Source organism: Cohnella panacarvi Gsoil 349 (genome assembly GCF_000515335.1).
GTDB classification, from domain to species: Bacteria; Bacillota; Bacilli; order Paenibacillales; family Paenibacillaceae; genus Cohnella; species Cohnella panacarvi.
In genome coordinates this window covers 2,411,518-2,428,396 of sequence record NZ_KI911563.1, presented here as the reverse complement: position 1 = coordinate 2,428,396, position 16,879 = coordinate 2,411,518, and the positions used below count along the sequence as shown (strand labels likewise).

At 57.6% G+C, this 16,879-nt stretch carries 19 protein-coding genes; 17 read left to right on the top strand and 2 right to left on the bottom strand.

The window, feature by feature from the left end; all coding sequences use genetic code 11:
• The 17 genes from COHPA_RS0111665 (at position 1) to COHPA_RS0111585 (ending at position 15,660) form a co-directional block, all read left to right on the top strand.
• The gene (locus COHPA_RS0111665) at positions 1 to 1,227 is read left to right on the top strand and encodes an ATP phosphoribosyltransferase regulatory subunit (RefSeq protein ID WP_027086350.1); all 1,227 of its coding nucleotides are present in this window, start codon (positions 1 to 3) and stop codon (positions 1,225 to 1,227) included.
• Positions 1,224 to 1,859 (top strand): ATP phosphoribosyltransferase, encoded by a 636-nt coding sequence (hisG, locus tag COHPA_RS0111660; RefSeq protein ID WP_027086349.1) that lies wholly within the window; start codon positions 1,224 to 1,226, stop codon positions 1,857 to 1,859. Before COHPA_RS0111665 ends, hisG begins: the two co-directional genes overlap by 4 nt.
• 32 nt (positions 1,860 to 1,891) lie before the next feature.
• Positions 1,892 to 3,178: a histidinol dehydrogenase gene (gene hisD, locus COHPA_RS0111655; protein WP_027086348.1), complete on the top strand. Its 1,287-nt coding sequence runs from the start codon at positions 1,892 to 1,894 to the stop codon at positions 3,176 to 3,178.
• Positions 3,179 to 3,787, top strand: coding sequence for an imidazoleglycerol-phosphate dehydratase HisB (gene hisB, locus COHPA_RS0111650; RefSeq protein ID WP_027086347.1), 609 nt, complete (start codon positions 3,179 to 3,181; stop codon positions 3,785 to 3,787).
• On the top strand, positions 3,788 to 4,405 hold the full coding sequence (gene hisH / locus COHPA_RS0111645) for an imidazole glycerol phosphate synthase subunit HisH (RefSeq protein WP_027086346.1): 618 nt from the start codon (positions 3,788 to 3,790) through the stop codon (positions 4,403 to 4,405).
• Positions 4,406 to 4,411: 6 nt separating this feature from the next.
• Entirely contained in the window at positions 4,412 to 5,179 is a 768-nt protein-coding gene (gene hisA / locus COHPA_RS0111640) for a phosphoribosylformimino-5-aminoimidazole carboxamide ribotide isomerase (RefSeq protein ID WP_027086345.1), read from the top strand.
• Between the two features lie 15 nt (positions 5,180 to 5,194).
• The gene (hisF, locus tag COHPA_RS0111635) at positions 5,195 to 5,953 is read left to right on the top strand and encodes an imidazole glycerol phosphate synthase subunit HisF (protein ID WP_027086344.1); all 759 of its coding nucleotides are present in this window, start codon (positions 5,195 to 5,197) and stop codon (positions 5,951 to 5,953) included.
• On the top strand, positions 5,950 to 6,630 hold the full coding sequence (gene hisIE / locus COHPA_RS0111630; protein ID WP_027086343.1) for a bifunctional phosphoribosyl-AMP cyclohydrolase/phosphoribosyl-ATP diphosphatase HisIE: 681 nt from the start codon (positions 5,950 to 5,952) through the stop codon (positions 6,628 to 6,630). The genes hisF and hisIE overlap by 4 nt, the downstream gene beginning before the upstream one ends.
• Before the next feature lie 51 nt (positions 6,631 to 6,681).
• Positions 6,682 to 7,485, top strand: a complete 804-nt coding sequence (gene hisJ, locus COHPA_RS0111625) for a histidinol-phosphatase HisJ (protein WP_035120679.1) — start codon at positions 6,682 to 6,684, stop codon at positions 7,483 to 7,485.
• Between the two features lie 85 nt (positions 7,486 to 7,570).
• Entirely contained in the window at positions 7,571 to 8,524 is a 954-nt protein-coding gene (locus COHPA_RS0111620) for a ribose-phosphate diphosphokinase (RefSeq protein WP_027086341.1), read from the top strand.
• A gap of 123 nt (positions 8,525 to 8,647) precedes the next feature.
• Positions 8,648 to 10,378, top strand: coding sequence for a tetratricopeptide repeat protein (locus COHPA_RS0111615; protein ID WP_027086340.1), 1,731 nt, complete (start codon positions 8,648 to 8,650; stop codon positions 10,376 to 10,378).
• Between the two features lie 34 nt (positions 10,379 to 10,412).
• On the top strand, positions 10,413 to 11,360 hold the full coding sequence (trxB, locus tag COHPA_RS0111610) for a thioredoxin-disulfide reductase (protein ID WP_027086339.1): 948 nt from the start codon (positions 10,413 to 10,415) through the stop codon (positions 11,358 to 11,360).
• A 56-nt stretch (positions 11,361 to 11,416) separates the two neighbouring features.
• The gene (locus tag COHPA_RS0111605) at positions 11,417 to 12,373 is read left to right on the top strand and encodes an ROK family glucokinase (protein ID WP_027086338.1); all 957 of its coding nucleotides are present in this window, start codon (positions 11,417 to 11,419) and stop codon (positions 12,371 to 12,373) included.
• A gap of 87 nt (positions 12,374 to 12,460) precedes the next feature.
• Positions 12,461 to 13,351, top strand: a complete 891-nt coding sequence (gene rapZ / locus COHPA_RS0111600) for an RNase adapter RapZ (protein ID WP_027086337.1) — start codon at positions 12,461 to 12,463, stop codon at positions 13,349 to 13,351.
• A 37-nt stretch (positions 13,352 to 13,388) separates the two neighbouring features.
• A complete protein-coding gene (locus tag COHPA_RS0111595) occupies positions 13,389 to 14,351 on the top strand; it encodes a gluconeogenesis factor YvcK family protein (RefSeq protein ID WP_027086336.1) in 963 nt (320 codons plus the stop codon).
• A 3-nt stretch (positions 14,352 to 14,354) separates the two neighbouring features.
• On the top strand, positions 14,355 to 15,290 hold the full coding sequence (gene whiA, locus COHPA_RS0111590) for a DNA-binding protein WhiA (protein WP_027086335.1): 936 nt from the start codon (positions 14,355 to 14,357) through the stop codon (positions 15,288 to 15,290).
• 100 nt (positions 15,291 to 15,390) lie between these two features.
• Positions 15,391 to 15,660, top strand: a complete 270-nt coding sequence (locus tag COHPA_RS0111585) for an HPr family phosphocarrier protein (RefSeq protein WP_027086334.1) — start codon at positions 15,391 to 15,393, stop codon at positions 15,658 to 15,660.
• Positions 15,661 to 15,832: 172 nt separating this feature from the next.
• Here COHPA_RS0111585 and sda read toward each other — a convergent pair whose 3' ends face one another.
• Positions 15,833 to 16,093 carry a sporulation histidine kinase inhibitor Sda gene (gene sda, locus COHPA_RS0111580; RefSeq protein ID WP_027086333.1) on the bottom strand — a complete coding sequence of 87 codons (261 nt, stop codon included), beginning with the start codon at positions 16,091 to 16,093 and terminating at the stop codon, positions 15,833 to 15,835.
• A gap of 153 nt (positions 16,094 to 16,246) precedes the next feature.
• Positions 16,247 to 16,834, bottom strand: a complete 588-nt coding sequence (clpP, locus tag COHPA_RS0111575) for an ATP-dependent Clp endopeptidase proteolytic subunit ClpP (RefSeq protein WP_027086332.1) — start codon at positions 16,832 to 16,834, stop codon at positions 16,247 to 16,249.
• Positions 16,835 to 16,879 lie beyond the last annotated feature (45 nt).

The window sequence follows — 16,879 nt, the reverse complement described above, 5'->3', positions numbered from 1 at the left end:
GTGTCTAAACCAAAAGTTTTCGAGAAACCGACAGGCGTCAAAGATTATTTGCCGCATGCCGTGGCGAAGCTGCGCCGCATCGAGCGGAACGTGCTGGACTGCATGCAGCGATGGGGCTACGAGCAGATTATGACGCCTACGATCGAGTATTACGATACGGTCGGCGTCGCGAGCGCAACGTCGGATCAGAAGCTATTTAAACTGCTTAATCAGAAAGGCACGACGATCGTGCTGCGTTCGGACATGACGGCTCCGATCGCGCGCGTCGTCGGATCTCTGTTGAAGGATAAGCAGTTTCCGCTAAGGCTTAGTTATCACGGGAACGTATTCCGGGCTTTCGAGGATAAGGGGGGGCGGGAAGCGGAGTTTTTCCAGACCGGCGTCGAACTGGTCGGAGACGCTTCTCCCGAGGCGGATGCGGAAGTGATCGCGCTGGCCATCGCCTCGCTGCAGGCTGCGGGCGTTCCGGCTTTCAAGATCGCGATCGGACACGTGGGCTTTCTGAACGGGCTGTTCGAAGAGACGTTGCCGGGCCGCTCCGGCGAGCAAGAGGCGCTCAAAGAATGTTTGCTTCAGCGGGATCATGTCGGCTATCGCGATTTTCTGCGCAAGCTTGTGATCGGCGATTCGGTTCGGGAAGAGCTGGAAGGGATCCTGCGACTGCGCGGCGGGCAGGAGGTATGCAGCCATGCGCTCGAGCTTAGCAGCAACGCAAGCGCCCAAGCGGCGATCCGGCACCTGTGCGAAATATGGGATAATCTTTCCGCGTACGGCGTGCAGGAGCACGTGCTGATCGATCTCACGATGATCGGGGATTTCTCTTACTACACGGGAATGACTTTCGAAGGCTATGCGTCCAACCTCGGATTTCCGGTGTGCAGCGGAGGACGTTACGACAATCTGCTCGCGCAATTCGGCCGGCCTGCGCCTGCGACGGGCTTCGCGCTCAAGACGACGCGGATTATGGAAGTGGTCCCTGACGAGGCGGACGATGCCAGAAGGACGTTGGTCGCCTACGTGCAAGACGATAAGGCGGAGGCGCTTAAGGAAGCGACGATACGCAGGACAAGCGGAGAGACCGTCGTTACGGCGTTAGTAACGGGAGAACAACTCGATAGCCTTGTCGGGCTGGAGATCGCCGAATATTTAACGAATCGTCCCTTTGAATTTAGAGGCGTCGAATACGATCGGTTGGTTCTGGTGAACGGGAAGGAGGGTCAAGCATGACGGAAGGAATCTTGAAGGTTGCCATGCCCAAAGGGCGGATCTATAAGCAAGCGAGCAAGCTCTTCCGCCAAGCAGGGCTACCGATACCGGAGGATTTCGACGACTCCCGCAAGCTTATTATTCCCGTTCCGGAAGCGAACATGGAGTTCATCATGGCCAAACCGGTCGATGTCCCGACGTATGTCGAGTACGGCGTCGCGGACATCGGCATCGTCGGCAAGGACGTGCTGATGGAGGAGAATAAAGACGTCTACGAGCTGCTCGACCTTGGCATCGCTAAGTGCCGGATGTCCGTCATCGGACTGCCGGACTGGAAGCCGGTCATTCATCCGCGCGTCGCGACGAAGTATTCCAACGTCGCTTCCCAGTATTACCGCGAGAAGGGCGAGCAAGTGGAGGTCATCAAGCTGAACGGCTCGATCGAGCTTGCGCCGCTCATCGGCTTGGCGGATCGGATCGTCGATATGGTCGAGACGGGGACGACGCTGCGGGAGAACGGTCTGGTCGAGATGGAGACGCTGTTCCAAGTCACGAGCAGGCTGATCGCGAACCGAGTAAGCTACCGATTGAAAAACACGGCGATTCAGGAACTGTGCGATCGGCTCAGTACGGTAATCCAGGTTAGCGTATAAAGGGAATTGAACGGATCGGAGGTCGCACACGGATGTATATAGGAAAAGCGGAAGGTTTCAAGCTCGACCGCAAGGTGGAGTACGGCACGCCGGAGCAGAACGAGGCCGTTAAGCGGATCGTGGAGGCGGTTGCCCGCGAAGGCGACGAAGCGTTGCTCCGTTATACGGCGGCATTCGATAAAGCGTCGCTGACGGCGGGACAGCTTCGGGTGACCGAAGAGGAAATCCAAGGCGCCTACGCCAAGGTGGAGCCGGAGTTTCTGGAGGCGCTCCGCCAGGCGGCAGCGAACATTACGGCGTTCCACGAGAAGCAGAAGCGCAATACATGGGTCGACTTGCAGCCGGACGGTACGATGCTGGGCATGGTCCATAGACCGCTGCGCAGGGTCGGGCTGTACGTGCCCGGCGGCAAAGCGGCCTATCCGTCGTCGGTGCTCATGAACGTGTTGCCGGCGAAGGTCGCCGGGGTGCCGGAGATCGCGCTTGTAACGCCGCCGGCGACGGGCGGGCGCGAAGGGATCGACCCGTACATTCTCGTGGCGGCCGCGGAAGCGGGCGTGACGGAGATGTACCGGGTCGGCGGCGCCCAAGCGGTAGCCGCGCTGGCCTACGGGACGGCGAGCATCCCCGCCGTCGATAAAATCTGCGGACCCGGCAATATCTACGTGGCGCTGGCGAAACGCGCCGTGTTCGGCGCGGTCGACATCGACAGCATCGCGGGCCCGAGCGAGATTGCCGTGCTGGCGGACGATAGCGCCGATCCGCGTTACATTGCCGCGGATATGCTGTCGCAAGCGGAGCACGACGAGATGGCGTCGGCGGTGCTTGTCACGCCGTCGCAAGCGTTGGCAGAGGCGGTCGCCGCTGAATTGGACCGCCAAGTAGCGACGCTGCCGCGCGCCGACATCGCGCGCAAGTCGCTGGAGCAGTACGGCGCGATTCTCGTTGTGGATAGTCTAAGCGAAGGCGTGGAGGTCGTGAACCAACTGGCGCCGGAGCACTTGGAAGTGATGACGGAGGAGCCGATGGAGCTGCTCGGACGCATCGAGACGGCGGGGGCGATCTTCCTCGGCCCTTACAGCTCCGAACCGGTCGGCGATTACTTCGCTGGACCGAACCACATTCTGCCGACGAACGGCACGGCGCGGTTCTCGTCGCCGCTGAACGTGGACGACTTCATGAAGAAATCCAGCTTGATTCGATACAGCAAGGAAGCATTGTTAAGAGACGCAGCCGGCATCGCCGCGCTTGCCCGCCATGAAGGGCTTGAAGGGCATGCGCGCGCCGTCGAAATCCGATTGGAAGGACGGGAATCTTAAATGAGTGAATGGGAAACGAAGCAAGGCCGCAGCGGGGCGGTGTCCCGCCGCACGAACGAGACGGATATCACGCTGTCGCTAGGCGTGGACGGCTCGGGAGACGTATCGCTCGAGACGGACGTTCCGTTCTTGAACCACATGCTGGATTTGTTCGCGAAGCACGGCCAATTCGACCTTAAAGTCGATGCGCGCGGCGACGTGGACATCGACGATCATCACACCGTCGAGGATATCGGCATCTGCCTCGGCCAAGCGCTGCGCGAAGCGCTCGGCGACAAAGCGGGCATCAAGCGCTATGCGAGCGTGTTCGTACCGATGGACGAAGCGCTGGCGCAAGTCGTTATCGATGTCAGCAACCGTCCTCACTTCGAGCTGCGGGCGGAATTCCCGGCTGCGACCGTCGGCAGCTTCACGGTCGAGCTCGTGGAAGAGTTCCTGTGGAAGTTCGCGCTCGAAGCGCGCGTTACGCTGCATGTCATCGTCCACTATGGACGCAATACGCACCATATGATCGAGGCGGTGTTCAAAGCTTTCGGCCGCGCGCTGGACGAAGCGACCTCCATCGATCCCCGCGTGAAGGGCGTGCCCTCCACGAAAGGAGTGCTGTAAGTGATCGCCATTATCGACTACGGAATGGGCAACCTGCACAGCGTCAGCAAAGCCGTGGAACGGCTCGGCTGCGAAGCGGTCGTCACGTCCGATCCGGCAACGATCTTGGCTGCCGAAGGAGCCATTCTCCCGGGAGTCGGCGCGTTCGGAGACGCGATGGCGAACTTGCGGGAGACCGGCCTCGACGCCGTGGTCAAGCAATACGCGGCGACGGGCAAACCTTTGCTCGGCATTTGTCTCGGCATGCAGCTGCTCTTCACCGAGAGCGAAGAGCACGGGACGCATCGAGGATTGAATCTATTGCCGGGCCGCGTCGTGCGGTTTCAAGGCTCGTACAAGATCCCGCACATGGGCTGGAACGAGCTGGCGTTCAAGCAAGCCGGCCCTCTGTTCGAGGGCGTGGAGCCGAGCCACGTTTATTTCGTGCATTCGTACCACGCTCTGCCGGAAAATCCGTCGGATTTGCTCGCGGTGACGGACTATCATCAGCCGGTGACGGCCATCGTCGGACGCGGATCGCTGTTCGGCATGCAATTCCATCCGGAGAAGAGCGGGGCGCTAGGTATGCGACTGCTCGAAAGGTTCGTCGGGATGACCCGGCTGGCGAGAAAGGGTTGAGCGAAGTTGCGGTTCAGACCGTGCATCGATATTCATCAAGGCAAAGTGAAGCAGATCGTCGGGGAGACGCTGCAGGCCGATCCTTCCAAAGTCGTGGAGAACTTCGTCTCCGAACGCGGAGCGGATTACTTCGCTTCGTTATACAAGGAAGACGGGTTAACCGGCGGACATATCATTATGCTGGGCGGGGGCAATCGCGATGCGGCGTTGTCCGCGCTTCGCGCGTATCCGGGAGGGTTGCAGATCGGCGGAGGCATTACGGCCGATAATGCGTCCGAATACTTGCGCGAGGGCGCATCGCACGTCATCGTGACCTCGTATGTATTCCGTGACGGCCGGCTTCATATGGATAACTTGCGTAAAATCGTATCCGAAGTCGGCAAGGAGCGGCTCGTGCTCGACCTGAGCTGCAAAGAACGGGACGGCAAGTGGTACGTGGTCACGAACCAATGGACGACGTTCAGCGATTTGGAGGTGAACGAGGCGACGGTTCGCGAGCTGGAAAGCTACTGCGACGAGTTCCTCATTCACGCCGTAGACGTGGAAGGGAAGCGGGAAGGCGTTCAGGAGAAGCTGGCGGCGAAGCTGGCGGAATGGACCCGCATACCGGCTACGTACGCGGGAGGCGCGCGCTCGATCGCGGACCTGGAGCGCTTCCGCGACATCACCGGCGGCAAGCTGGACATTACGATCGGCAGCGCGCTCGATATATTCGGAGGGGCGCTTCCTTATAGGGAAGTCGTTGACTATTGCGATCCGAAGCGGACGCGGTAGAAGGAGGAACGGACAATGTTAGCCAAACGAATTATTCCATGTCTGGACGTGAAAGACGGACGCGTCGTTAAGGGCGTTAACTTCGTCAATCTGCGCGATGCGGGCGATCCTGTCGAGCTTGCGGCCATCTACGACCGCGAGGGCGCCGACGAGCTTGTATTTCTAGATATTACCGCTTCCGTCGAAGGTCGCGCGGCGATTGTCGAAGTCGTCAAGCGGACGGCCGGCGAGATCACGATCCCGTTCACCGTCGCCGGGGGCATCTCCACGGTCGAAGACATGAAGCGGCTGTTGCGCGCCGGCGCGGACAAAATCGGCATCAATACGTCGGCGGTGCGCACGCCGGATTTGATCAACGAAGGCTCGCGCGTGTTCGGCGCTCAATGCATCGTCGTGGCGATCGACGCCAAGTGGAACGCCGATTGGAACGATTGGGAAGTGTACACGCACGGCGGCCGTAACCCGACGGGGCTGCGCGCGATCGCCTGGGCGCAGGAAGCGGAGCGTCGCGGGGCAGGCGAGCTGCTGCTGACGAGCATGGACGCGGACGGCACCAAGAACGGCTTCGACATCGCGCTGACGCGCGCGGTATCGAATAGCGTAGGCATTCCCGTTATCGCTTCGGGCGGAGCGGGGAACGCGGAGCATTTCGTCGACGTATTCGCTGAAGCTGACGCCGATGCGGGACTGGCGGCGAGCATTTTCCACTTTAAAGAAATTACGGTGCAAGAGGTTAAGGATGCTTTGCGCGCCAAGGGAGTGAACGTACGATGACGGCGAAGTTTAAAGAGAACGGCTTGCTGGAGCAGATCGCCTGGAACGCGGACGGTCTCGTGCCGGCGGTCGTGCAGGACGCGCTCAGCAAAGAAGTGTTGATGCTGGCCTACATGAATAAAGAATCGCTTCGTCTATCGCTGGAAAGCGGGCAGACGTGGTTCTGGAGCCGTTCGCGCAACGAGCTATGGAACAAAGGCGCGACGAGCGGACATACGCAGCGAATCGAGTCTTTGTCTTACGATTGCGACGGCGACACGCTCCTCGTGAAAGTTTGGCAGCAAGGCCCGGCTTGCCACACCGGCGCGTACAGCTGCTTCTACCGTTCGGCGGAACCTGCCGAAGGCGAAGCCCAGGAAGCGCAAGCGGAAGCAGACCGCTTCGGTCCGCTCAGCCGCCTGGAGGCGACGATCGCCCAGCGCGACGCGGAGCGTCCGGAAGGCGCGTATACGACGTACTTGTTCAACAAGGGCGTCGAGAAGATTCTGAAGAAAGTCGGAGAGGAATCAGCGGAAGTGATCATCGCGGCGATGAAGCGCGACGCGAAGGAGCTGCGCGGCGAGGCGGCGGACCTTATTTTCCACCTGATGGTGCTGCTGCGCGAGCAAGGCATTCCGTTCGACGACGTGCTGGAGGAGCTGGAGTTCCGGCACCGCAAGCCGGTCAAGAAAGACTAGGTGACGGCCATGACGACGAACGAGAACGTGAGCGGGGATCGGGCGCAAGGGATGCCGATCGACTATCATACGCACAACGTGCGATGCGGTCACGCGATCGGCGAGCTGGAAGAGTACGTGCAAAGCGCGGTCGCGCAAGGGATGAAGCAAATCGGCTTGTCCGACCATATGCCTCTGGTCAACCTGTCGCAAGAGGAGCATCCCGACATCGCGATGCCGATGGACGAGCTGCCTCGTTACGTGGAAGAGTGCTTCCGCTTGAAAGAGAAGTATAAAGATCGGATCTCGGTGCGGGTTGGTCTCGAGGGCGATTACGTCGAAGGTTTCGAGGATAAAATCGAGGCGATCGTCAAGGGATACCCGTGGGACTACGTGATCGGATCGGTGCATTTTCTCGGGACGTGGGACGTGACGGACTTCCGCCAAGCCCATCGGTGGGAAGGGCGCCGCGTCGTCGATGCGTACGCCCAGTACTTCGACGCGATCCAGAAAGCGGCAGCGACCGGTTTCTACGACTATATCGGCCATATCGACGCCATTAAGAGGTTCGCTAGACCGCCGGAGGAGGACGTGACGGAGCTAGAGGAAGCGGCTTTGCAAGCGGTGAAGAAGCACGGGCTCGCTTTCGAGCTGAACGTGGCGGGCATTCACGCGCCGTGCAAAGAGCAATACCCTTCGGAGCGGATCCTGGCGCGCGCGAAGGCGCTGGACATTCCCGTCACGTACGGCTCCGACGCGCATCACCCCGATAAAGTAGGGCAAAAAGGGGCTGAAGCGAGAGAGTTGCTGCACAGAATCGGATATACGCACTTGGCCGCGTTCGAAGGGCGTAAACGGTCTCTTATATCGTTTTGAATTCCGCTCCTAATGGTTGTATAATAGATTAGTCGAATTGACGGATTTCGGCACGAAGCGTGTCGATTACAATTTGGAGGGTGTCATGTACAGCAGCAGCAAACTTCGTATTTTTTCCGGATCATCGAATCCGCAGTTGGCAGCCAACATTGCCGAGCATCTCGGTTTGCCGCTAGGCAAGATCAAGCTCTCCCGATTCAAGAGCGGCGAGGTGTACGTTCACTTCGAAGAAACGATTCGGAACTGCGACGTCTTCATCGTTCAATCGTTATCTCATCCGATCAATGATTATTTCGTTGAATTGCTTGTCATGATCGACGCTGCTAAACGTGCTTCGGCCCGGACAATTAACGTAGTGCTGCCGTATTACGGCTATGCCCGCCAAGAACGGAAGGCCGCCCCGCGCGAGCCGATCTCGGCGAAGATGGTCGCGGACGTCCTGACGACGGTCGGCGCCAACCGGATCGTTACGATCGATCTTCACGCGCCGGCGATCCAAGGCTTCTTCAACATTCCGGTCGATCACTTGACCGCTCTCGATCTCATCAGCGATTATTTGAAATCCAAGAATATCCGCAACCCTGTCGTCGTATCGCCCGACGCGGGCCGCGCTTCGACGGCGGAGAAGCTCGCGAACCAACTCGATTGCTCTTTCGCCATCATGATCAAGAAGCGTCCTGCCCATAACGAGTCGGTTATCACTCACGTCATCGGCGACGTCGAAGGCTGCACGCCGATCATCATCGAGGACATGATCGATACCGGAACGACGATCGTCAACGTTGTCGAAGGCTTGAAGGAACGCGGCGCCGAGGACGGCTTCGTCTGCGCGACGCATCCTTTGTTCTCGGGTCCCGCGCTCGAGCGCCTCGATCATCCGAACATCCGGGAAGTCGTCGTTACCGACTCGATCCTGCTGCCGGAAGACCGTTCTCCGCGATTCAAAGTCATCTCCGTCGCTCCGATGCTGGCCGACGCGACCCGCATCATCATGGAAGGCGGTTCGATCAGCACGCTTTTCAAGAACGCCGGCATTTAATCAATCGAATACGCCGCCGACAACCTTTGGGGTCGGCGGTTTTTATTTTATGGATCGGGCGCGCTGTGTTATAATCTTGGTGGTTAACTTGCAAGCAAACGAACGACGGGAGGTGCCTTGCCGATGAGTCAGCGGAAGCGCGCGGCTAAAAACCGGCGTCCCAAAGTGATTCCGATCCGACTGGACGCGACATTCTTCTTCGAACGAGCCGTGCAGTCGCTGGATCGTTATCATTACGACAAGGCATTGAAATATTTTCGCAAAGCGGTCGAATTCGAGCCGGAAAATCCGGTCAACCATTGCAATATGGCGGGTATTCTGTCGGAGATGGGCCGTTACGAGGAGTCGAACGACATTCTTCGCTCCGTGCTCGAACGCATCGATCCGGCGATGACGGAATGTTATTACTACTTGGCGAACAATTACGCCAACATGGAGCTGTACGAAGCGGCCGAAGAGGCGCTCGTTCGGTATCTGGAGAACGATCTGGACGGCCAATTCCTGGATGAAGCGGATGAGCTGCTGGATCTGCTGAAGTTCGAGCTGAACCGTCCGACGAAGTTATCCACGATCAAATCCAAAGAAAACGTATTCGCTCACGACAAAGCCCGCGAGCTTCTTGAAGCCGGACGCTTCGCCGACGCGGTGAAAATATTGGAAGACATTATCGAGAAAGAACCTGGCTTTCTGGCGGCGCGCAACAACCTCGGACTGGCATACTATTATATGGGGCTGTTCGAGAAGTCCATCGTCACGATTAACGAGGTGCTGGATTCCGAGCCGGGGAATTTGCACGCGTTGTGCAATCTGGCGATATTCTACCAGCATTCGAATCAGGAAGGGCCGCTTCGCACGCTCGTCGATCGGTTGAACAAGACGGTTCCGTTCCATCCCGAGCACGTGTTCAAGATGGCCACGACGCTCGGCATCGTTGGGGAGCATAAGGAAGCTTACCGGCATTTTCTTCGCCTGCTGCGCACGGGAGAACTGTCGGGCGAGCCGAGCTTGCATCATTTCGCCGCGGTGGCGGCGACGAATTTGGCGAGGTACGACGACGCGGAGAGGCACTGGAAACAAGCCGAGAAGCTGGACGAGGGATCGCCCGTTCCGCTCTATTACTTGAATAAGCTGGAGAAGGTGCGCGCCGGGGAAGAGAGCGCCCCGTCGCATTATCACTACCACCTTCCGTTCGAGGAGCAGTTCCGGCAATGGGAGAACAATCCGGGGCTCGTTACGGAAGCTCTTAAGCGCGAGCCGCTTATTCGTTCTTCGTTCTTCTGGGCGCTTCGCCACGGCGATCGCAAGACGAAAGTGCAAGTGATACAGGCACTCGGCCTCATCGCGGACGATGAGGTGATCGAAGCGCTGAAGGCGTTCCTGATCGACGCAGGCGAGGAAGACGAATTGAAGCGCGTGGCCGTGCTCGTCCTGCGGTCGATCGGCGTGCAGGAGACGCTGGCGGTTACGTTCGGCGGACGGACGCTGACGCTTGAAGCAAGGCGTAAATCCGCAAGGCTGCCGGTATGGGACAGCGCTTGGCAAGCGGTTCTGGAGCAAGCGCTCGCGGGGATGTCCGGACGCTACGACGTCGTGCAGCAGCACGATATGATGACGTTGTGGGTCGACTTCCTGTCGCGCGTCTATCCGGATGTACCCAAGCTTCACAAGACGACGGGATGGGCGGCCGCGCTTGAATATTGGACGGCGAAGATGCACCGCAGAACGGTAACCTACGCGGATCTCGTGAGCCGGTACGGCGTATCCCAAGCGAGCATTAGCCGCTATGCGAACCGAATTGATGAAGCGTGCGGCATTCGGGAGAAACTGGACTTAACGACACCGTCGTTCCATTGAATCTTTACACAGCATGGACTAGGAGGCAGCATAGATGCATAAATGTATCGTAATCGGTACCGGCCCTGCCGGATTGACGGCAGCGATCTATCTGGCGCGGGCGAATTTGTCGCCGCTCGTCATCGAAGGGCCTGAGCCGGGCGGTCAATTGACGACGACGACGGAGGTCGAGAACTTTCCCGGGTTTCCGGAGGGCATCATGGGACCGGAATTGATGGCTAACATGCGCAAGCAAGCCGAACGCTTCGGCGCGGAATTCCGCACGGGCTGGATTAACGAAGCGGATTTGACGAAGCGTCCGTTCACGTTGTCGCTCGAGGGCGGAGAACAGCTTCGGGCCGAGACGATCATCATTTCCACCGGCGCCTCCGCGAAGTACTTAGGCATTCCGGGAGAACGCGACAACGTAGGCCGCGGCGTCAGCACGTGCGCGACTTGCGACGGATTCTTCTTCAGAGGCAAGAAGATCATCGTCGCAGGCGGCGGGGATTCGGCGATGGAAGAAGCGAACTTCTTGACGCGGTTCGCGTCCGAGGTAACGCTCGTGCATCGCCGCGACGAGATGCGGGCATCGAAGATCATGCAGGATCGCGCGCGGGAGAACGGCAAGATCGTCTGGAACTTGAACCGAACGCCGCTGGAAGTGCTTGCGGGAGATAACGGCGTGACCGGTCTGAAAGTACGCAACAACGCGACCGGCGAAGAAGAGGTTATCGACACGCAAGGGTTGTTCGTGGCGATCGGGCATACGCCGAACACGAAGTTCCTGGGCGGACAGATCGATACGGACGAGCACGGTTATATCCAAGTGAAGCCGGGAACGTCCGAGACGAACGTGCCGGGAGTATTCGCTTGCGGCGACGTTCAGGACAACAAATACCGCCAAGCGATTACGGCGGCGGGCAGCGGATGCATGGCGGCGCTCGATTGCGAGCGATTCTTGGAGCATTCGGCTACGCATGATTGGAGCCAGACGTTATAACCTGGATAGAACATTCTTAACGCGTTACCATTATTCTTTATGAGGTGTCGACTAACATGTCACAATTGTTGTACGTAGGCGTAGATCTTGGCGGAACCGCCATCAAGGTAGGGCTGTGCAACGCTTCGGGAGATTTGCTTCGCACGCATGAGGGCCCGACGGAAGCTGCGGGCGGTACGGATACCGTGCTGAATAACATTGCGGCTTACGTGAACGAGCTGGTGCCGCCGGGTACGGAGGAGTGGGAAGCCGTAGCCGGGATCGGGATCGGGATCGCGGGCTTCCTGAACATTCGGGAAGGGATCGTGGATTTCAGCGCGAACCTTCCGTTCCGGAACGTGCACGTGAAGCAAATCATGGAAGAGAAGCTGGGCAAACCCGTCAAGATCAACAATGACGCCAACGTTGCAGCGCTTGGCGAGGCATGGGGCGGCGCCGGTAGAGGCGTGGCGAACTGCGTGTGCTATACGCTCGGAACGGGTGTCGGAGGCGGCATCATTCTGAACGACCGGCTCATCGAGGGCTTCTCCGGCATGGCCGGCGAGCTTGGGCATATGTCGGTCGTGCCGGATCTGGAGGCGATCCAATGCGGTTGCGGCAAGATGGGCTGCTTGGAGACGGTATCCTCGGCGACGGGCATCATCAGGATGGCGCGCGATGCGGTTTCCCGGGGAGATAAGACGTCGCTCGCGTTGATCGAGGACGGGGTGACGGCCGCGAAGGAAGTGTTCGACGCGGCCAAGAACGGCGACGAAGTCGCTCAGCGGATCGTGAGCCGCGCGGCATTTTATTTAGGCAAATCGCTGGCTGCGGTCGCGGTTGTCGTTAATCCGCAACGGTTCATTCTTGGCGGAGGAGTTAGCAAAGCCGGAGAATTCCTGTTCGCGCAAATTCGCGAGGTGTTCCAGAAGCTGACCCCTTCGGCCGCGAACGAAGACGTGGAGATCGTTGCGGCCGAGCTTGGCAATAATGCCGGCGTCGTAGGCGCAGCGGGATTGTTCCAACGCGCGTGATGCAGGAAGAGTTGACGCTTGGCTCCGCTGCGCTTGCGGCGGGTCAAGCGTTCTGTCGTTCATAGCCACCCAAGGGAGAGGACGCTTATGGATAACATGGTCGCGCAACCTACGCTGGTCATTATTACGGGCATGTCGGGAGCGGGCAAGACGATCGCGGTGCAAAGTCTCGAGGATCTCGGATTTTTCTGCGTGGATAATTTACCGCCTGTGCTCATTCCGAAGTTCGCGGAGTTAATCGAGCAGTCGCAGGGGCGCATCGCGAAAGTCGCGCTCGTCATCGACTTGCGCGGGCGCGAGTTTTTCACGGCGCTCTCGGAATCGCTTAACTATATTCGCGAGCACTACACGATTCATTACGAGATTCTGTTCCTCGACGCTACCGACAGCGTTCTGGTTCAGCGTTACAAGGAGAGCCGCCGCAGACACCCGCTGGCGCCGGAAGGCATGCCTCTGGACGGCATTCGGTCGGAGAGAAAGCTGCTCGAGGATTTGAAGGGCTGGGCTACGCAAGTCATCGATACGAGTAGCTTGAAGCCTGCGGCGTTGAAAGAGAAAATCATCGGGCGGTTCACCGACCTCGATCGCAACAACATCTCGATCAACTTGACTTCGTTCGGTTTCAAATACGGCGTTCCCATCGACGCCGATCTGATCTTCGACGTGCGGTTCCTTCCGAATCCGCATTACGTGGAGCAGTTGCGTCCGAAGACCGGGCAAGAGCCCGAGGTGTACGATTACGTTATGAAGTGGCCTGAGACGCAGACGTTCCTGGCGAAGCTGCTCGACATGCTGCAATATTTGATCCCGCTTTATCATAAAGAAGGTAAAAGCCAGGTCGTCATCGGAATCGGGTGCACCGGAGGCAAACATCGGTCCGTAGCGATCGCGGAATATTTAGGGCGTAGACTCGGGTCTAGCGAGACGGAGCATATCCGGGTCAGCCATCGCGATTCGGAACGCGACAGGCAGAATTGAGGTGGCACCAGTGATAGGGCAACATGATCTTCCGCGTATGCCGCGGATCGTCGTCATCGGAGGCGGCACGGGGTTGTCGGTGATGTTGCGCGGATTGAAACAAAAGCCGCTCGACATTACGGCAATCGTGACGGTCGCCGACGACGGCGGAAGTTCGGGCAGGCTGCGCGAAGAGATGCAGATGCCGCCGCCCGGGGATATTCGCAACGTGCTGACGGCGCTCGCGGATACGGAGCCGTTGATGGAAGAGGTGTTGAAGTACCGATTCAGCAACGGCACCGGGCTTGCGGGACACAGCTTGGGTAATTTGATTCTGGCTGCCATGACTGATATTACGGGCGATTTCGTGACGGGGATTACGGAGCTTAGCCGGATTTTCGCGGTTAGCGGCCGGGTTCTGCCCGCGGCTAATCAAGCGATCGTCCTGAAGGCGGAGATGGCGGACGGCTCGATCGTCGTCGGCGAGTCGACGATCCCGAAGTCGGGGCAACCGATCCGCAGGGTGTTCATCGAACCGCCTAACGTAGAGCCGCTCCGAGAGGCCGTTGAAGCGCTGCGGCAGGCCGATGCGATTCTGATCGGACCGGGAAGCTTATATACGAGCATTATTCCTAATCTAATCGTGCCGAAGCTGGCCGAGGCGATCGTGGGCTCGGATGCGGTGAAGCTGTTCGTCTGCAACGTGATGACGCAGCCCGGGGAGACGGACAACTATTCCGTAAGCGATCATTTGGTAGCTATTCATAAGCATATCGGGCATCATCTATTCGATTATGTGATCGTGAACGATGGAGAAATTCCGCCTCAAGTGCAAAGCTTGTATGCCGAGAAAGGCTCAAAAGCCGTCCATCTGGACTTGGAAGAGGTAACGCGGCGGGGGTATAAAGTCATCGCCGACAAGCTCGTGCTGTTCCGTACGTATTTGCGCCACGATGCCGCTAGATTGAGCGATCATATCTATCAGCTCGTGGAAGATTGGATGATTCGAAAGGGTGACTAAGGCATGTCTTTCGCGGCACAAACGAAAAAAGAGCTGACGATGGTCGTCGCGGACGGCTGTTGCGAGCGTGCCGAACTGTCCGCGCTCATCCGCATGAACGGAACGGTAGCATTGACCGCCAAACGCGTCGTGCTGGACATCGCGACGGAGAACGCGGCGATTTCGCGAAGAATCTATACGCTGCTTAAGCGCCATTACTCCGTCCCTACCGAATTGCTCGTTCGCAAAAAGATGCGGCTGAAGAAGAACAACGTCTATGTCGTCCGGATTCCCGGGGGCGTGGAGGAAATTCTCAAAGATCTGTCGATCACGACGGAAGGCTTCAACTTCCATCCGAGCATCGATAAGAACCTGATCAAGAAGCCGTGCTGCAAAAGGGCGTACTTGCGTGGCGCGTTCTTGGCCGGGGGCTCGGTCAACAATCCGGAAGGCTCCTCATACCATCTGGAGATCGCTTCCCTCTACGAAGAGCATTGCCAAGCGCTTGTCGAGCTCGCGAACAGGTTCCAGCTTAACGCGAGATTCATCGAGCGGAAGAAGGGCTTCGTGCTTTATATTAAAGAGGGCGAGAAAATCATCGAGTTTCTGAGCATTATCGGGGCTCATCAAGCGTTATTCAAATTCGAGGACGTCCGGATCATGAGGGACATGCGCAACTCGGTCAACCGGATCGTCAATTGCGAGACCGCTAATCTGAATAAGACGATCGGTGCCGCGGTTCGGCAGATCGACAACATAAAGCTGCTGCAGAAAGAAGTCGGATTGCACAATTTGCCGGAAAAATTACGCGAAGTCGCGGAGATCAGGCTTCAGCATCCCGACATGAACCTGAAGGAAGTCGGCGATCTGCTCAAGGGTCAAGTAAGCAAGTCCGGTGTCAACCACAGGTTGAGAAAATTGGATGAATGGGCTGAAAAAATCCGAAACGGCGGCGCATAAGCGTATAGCAAATTAGGTTTATTCAATGTTATAATAGCTAAGAAACGATGTTCGGGGTTCCGAAGAAGAGGGACGATTAAAGATAGGGGGTAGCCGTTCCATGACGAGACAGCCGGTGGTTGTTCGGCTAAAAACGGGGCTTCACGCCAGACCGGCGGCACTATTCGTGCAAGAAGCCAATAAATTCTCCTCTGATGTGTTCGTGGAGAAGGATGATAAGAAAGTTAACGCCAAAAGCATCATGGGTATTATGAGTCTTGCGATTAGTTCCGGTACAGAAGTCGCAATTAGCGCCGAAGGTTCCGACGCAGAGCAAGCTGTAACCGCTTTAGTGCAATTAGTCAGCAAAGAAGAGCTCGAAAACCAATAATCCCATACAGCTTAAAGCTCCCGCGCGGGAGCTTTTTGCATCCGAATAACGAAAGCCAGGGCGGTTGCACAGGGTTCATTCCCGATGCAACCGCCCTGGCTTTTCGGTTAGCTAGAGCAAACAAAAGACCGCACTCCGTTAAGGGGTGCGGTACAGGAATTTCAATCGAAAGTTAAGCTTCTTGGTAAGTGTCCAACTGACGCATCGAGATGGCTTCTTCAAGCAATTCGATAAATTCCGCCGAGAGATTCAACTTCTTCGCTTCCCGGTATACTTCCAGCAGGTGTTCATCTCTTAGCGGACGTAGCAGTGAAGCTTTATCGCTTAGCCGACGAGCGGCAATCGTATCGATAGGTCTGCGGTTGGATGGCTGGTAAGGCATATTCGGTTCGAACTGGTCGCTCACAACGTACGGATAGGACCGTTGGTTCATGCAAGATCCCCCTCTTCCAAAGTTCCTAGGTGCTGACTAGAACTGGAGGTATATGGTATTCCCTCATAACCAAGCATACCATGGATTGTCCGGACGGGAGAGGGGGCATTCAAAGATTTGAATTGTTGTTGACACAATTCAGAAGTTGTGGTATCAGTTGCCGATTTTCTCGATGACTTTGTCGATCAGACCGTATTCGCGAGCGGTTTCTGCTTCCATGAAGTTGTCGCGATCCGTATCTTTCTCGATCCGTTCGATCGGTTGACCGGTACGTTCGGCGAGAATGGCGTTCAGTTTATCGCGCATCTTCAGAATGCGTCTGGCGCGAATTTCGATATCGCTGGCTTGACCCTCCGCTCCTCCGAGCGGCTGGTGAATCATGACCTCGCTGTTAGGCAGCGCGAAACGCTTGCCTTTGGCGCCCGCCGCGAGCAGGAAAGCGCCCATCGAGGCGGCCATGCCCACGCAGATGGTGGACACGTCCGGTTTAATGAATTGCATCGTATCGTAGATCGCCATCCCGGAAGTGATGGAGCCGCCCGGACTGTTAATGTAGAGGTGGATATCCTTTTCCGGATCTTCAGCGGCAAGGAACAGCAACTGAGCGATAATGGAGTTGGCGACTACATCGTTCACCGGCGTACCCAAGAATACGATGCGGTCTTTCAATAGACGGGAATAGATGTCGTAGGCTCTTTCCCCGCGGTTACTTTGTTCGACGACCATTGGAATGAAGCTCATTAGACGTCCCTCCTCAGGATTTGGTTTTCTTATCATAGCGAAATC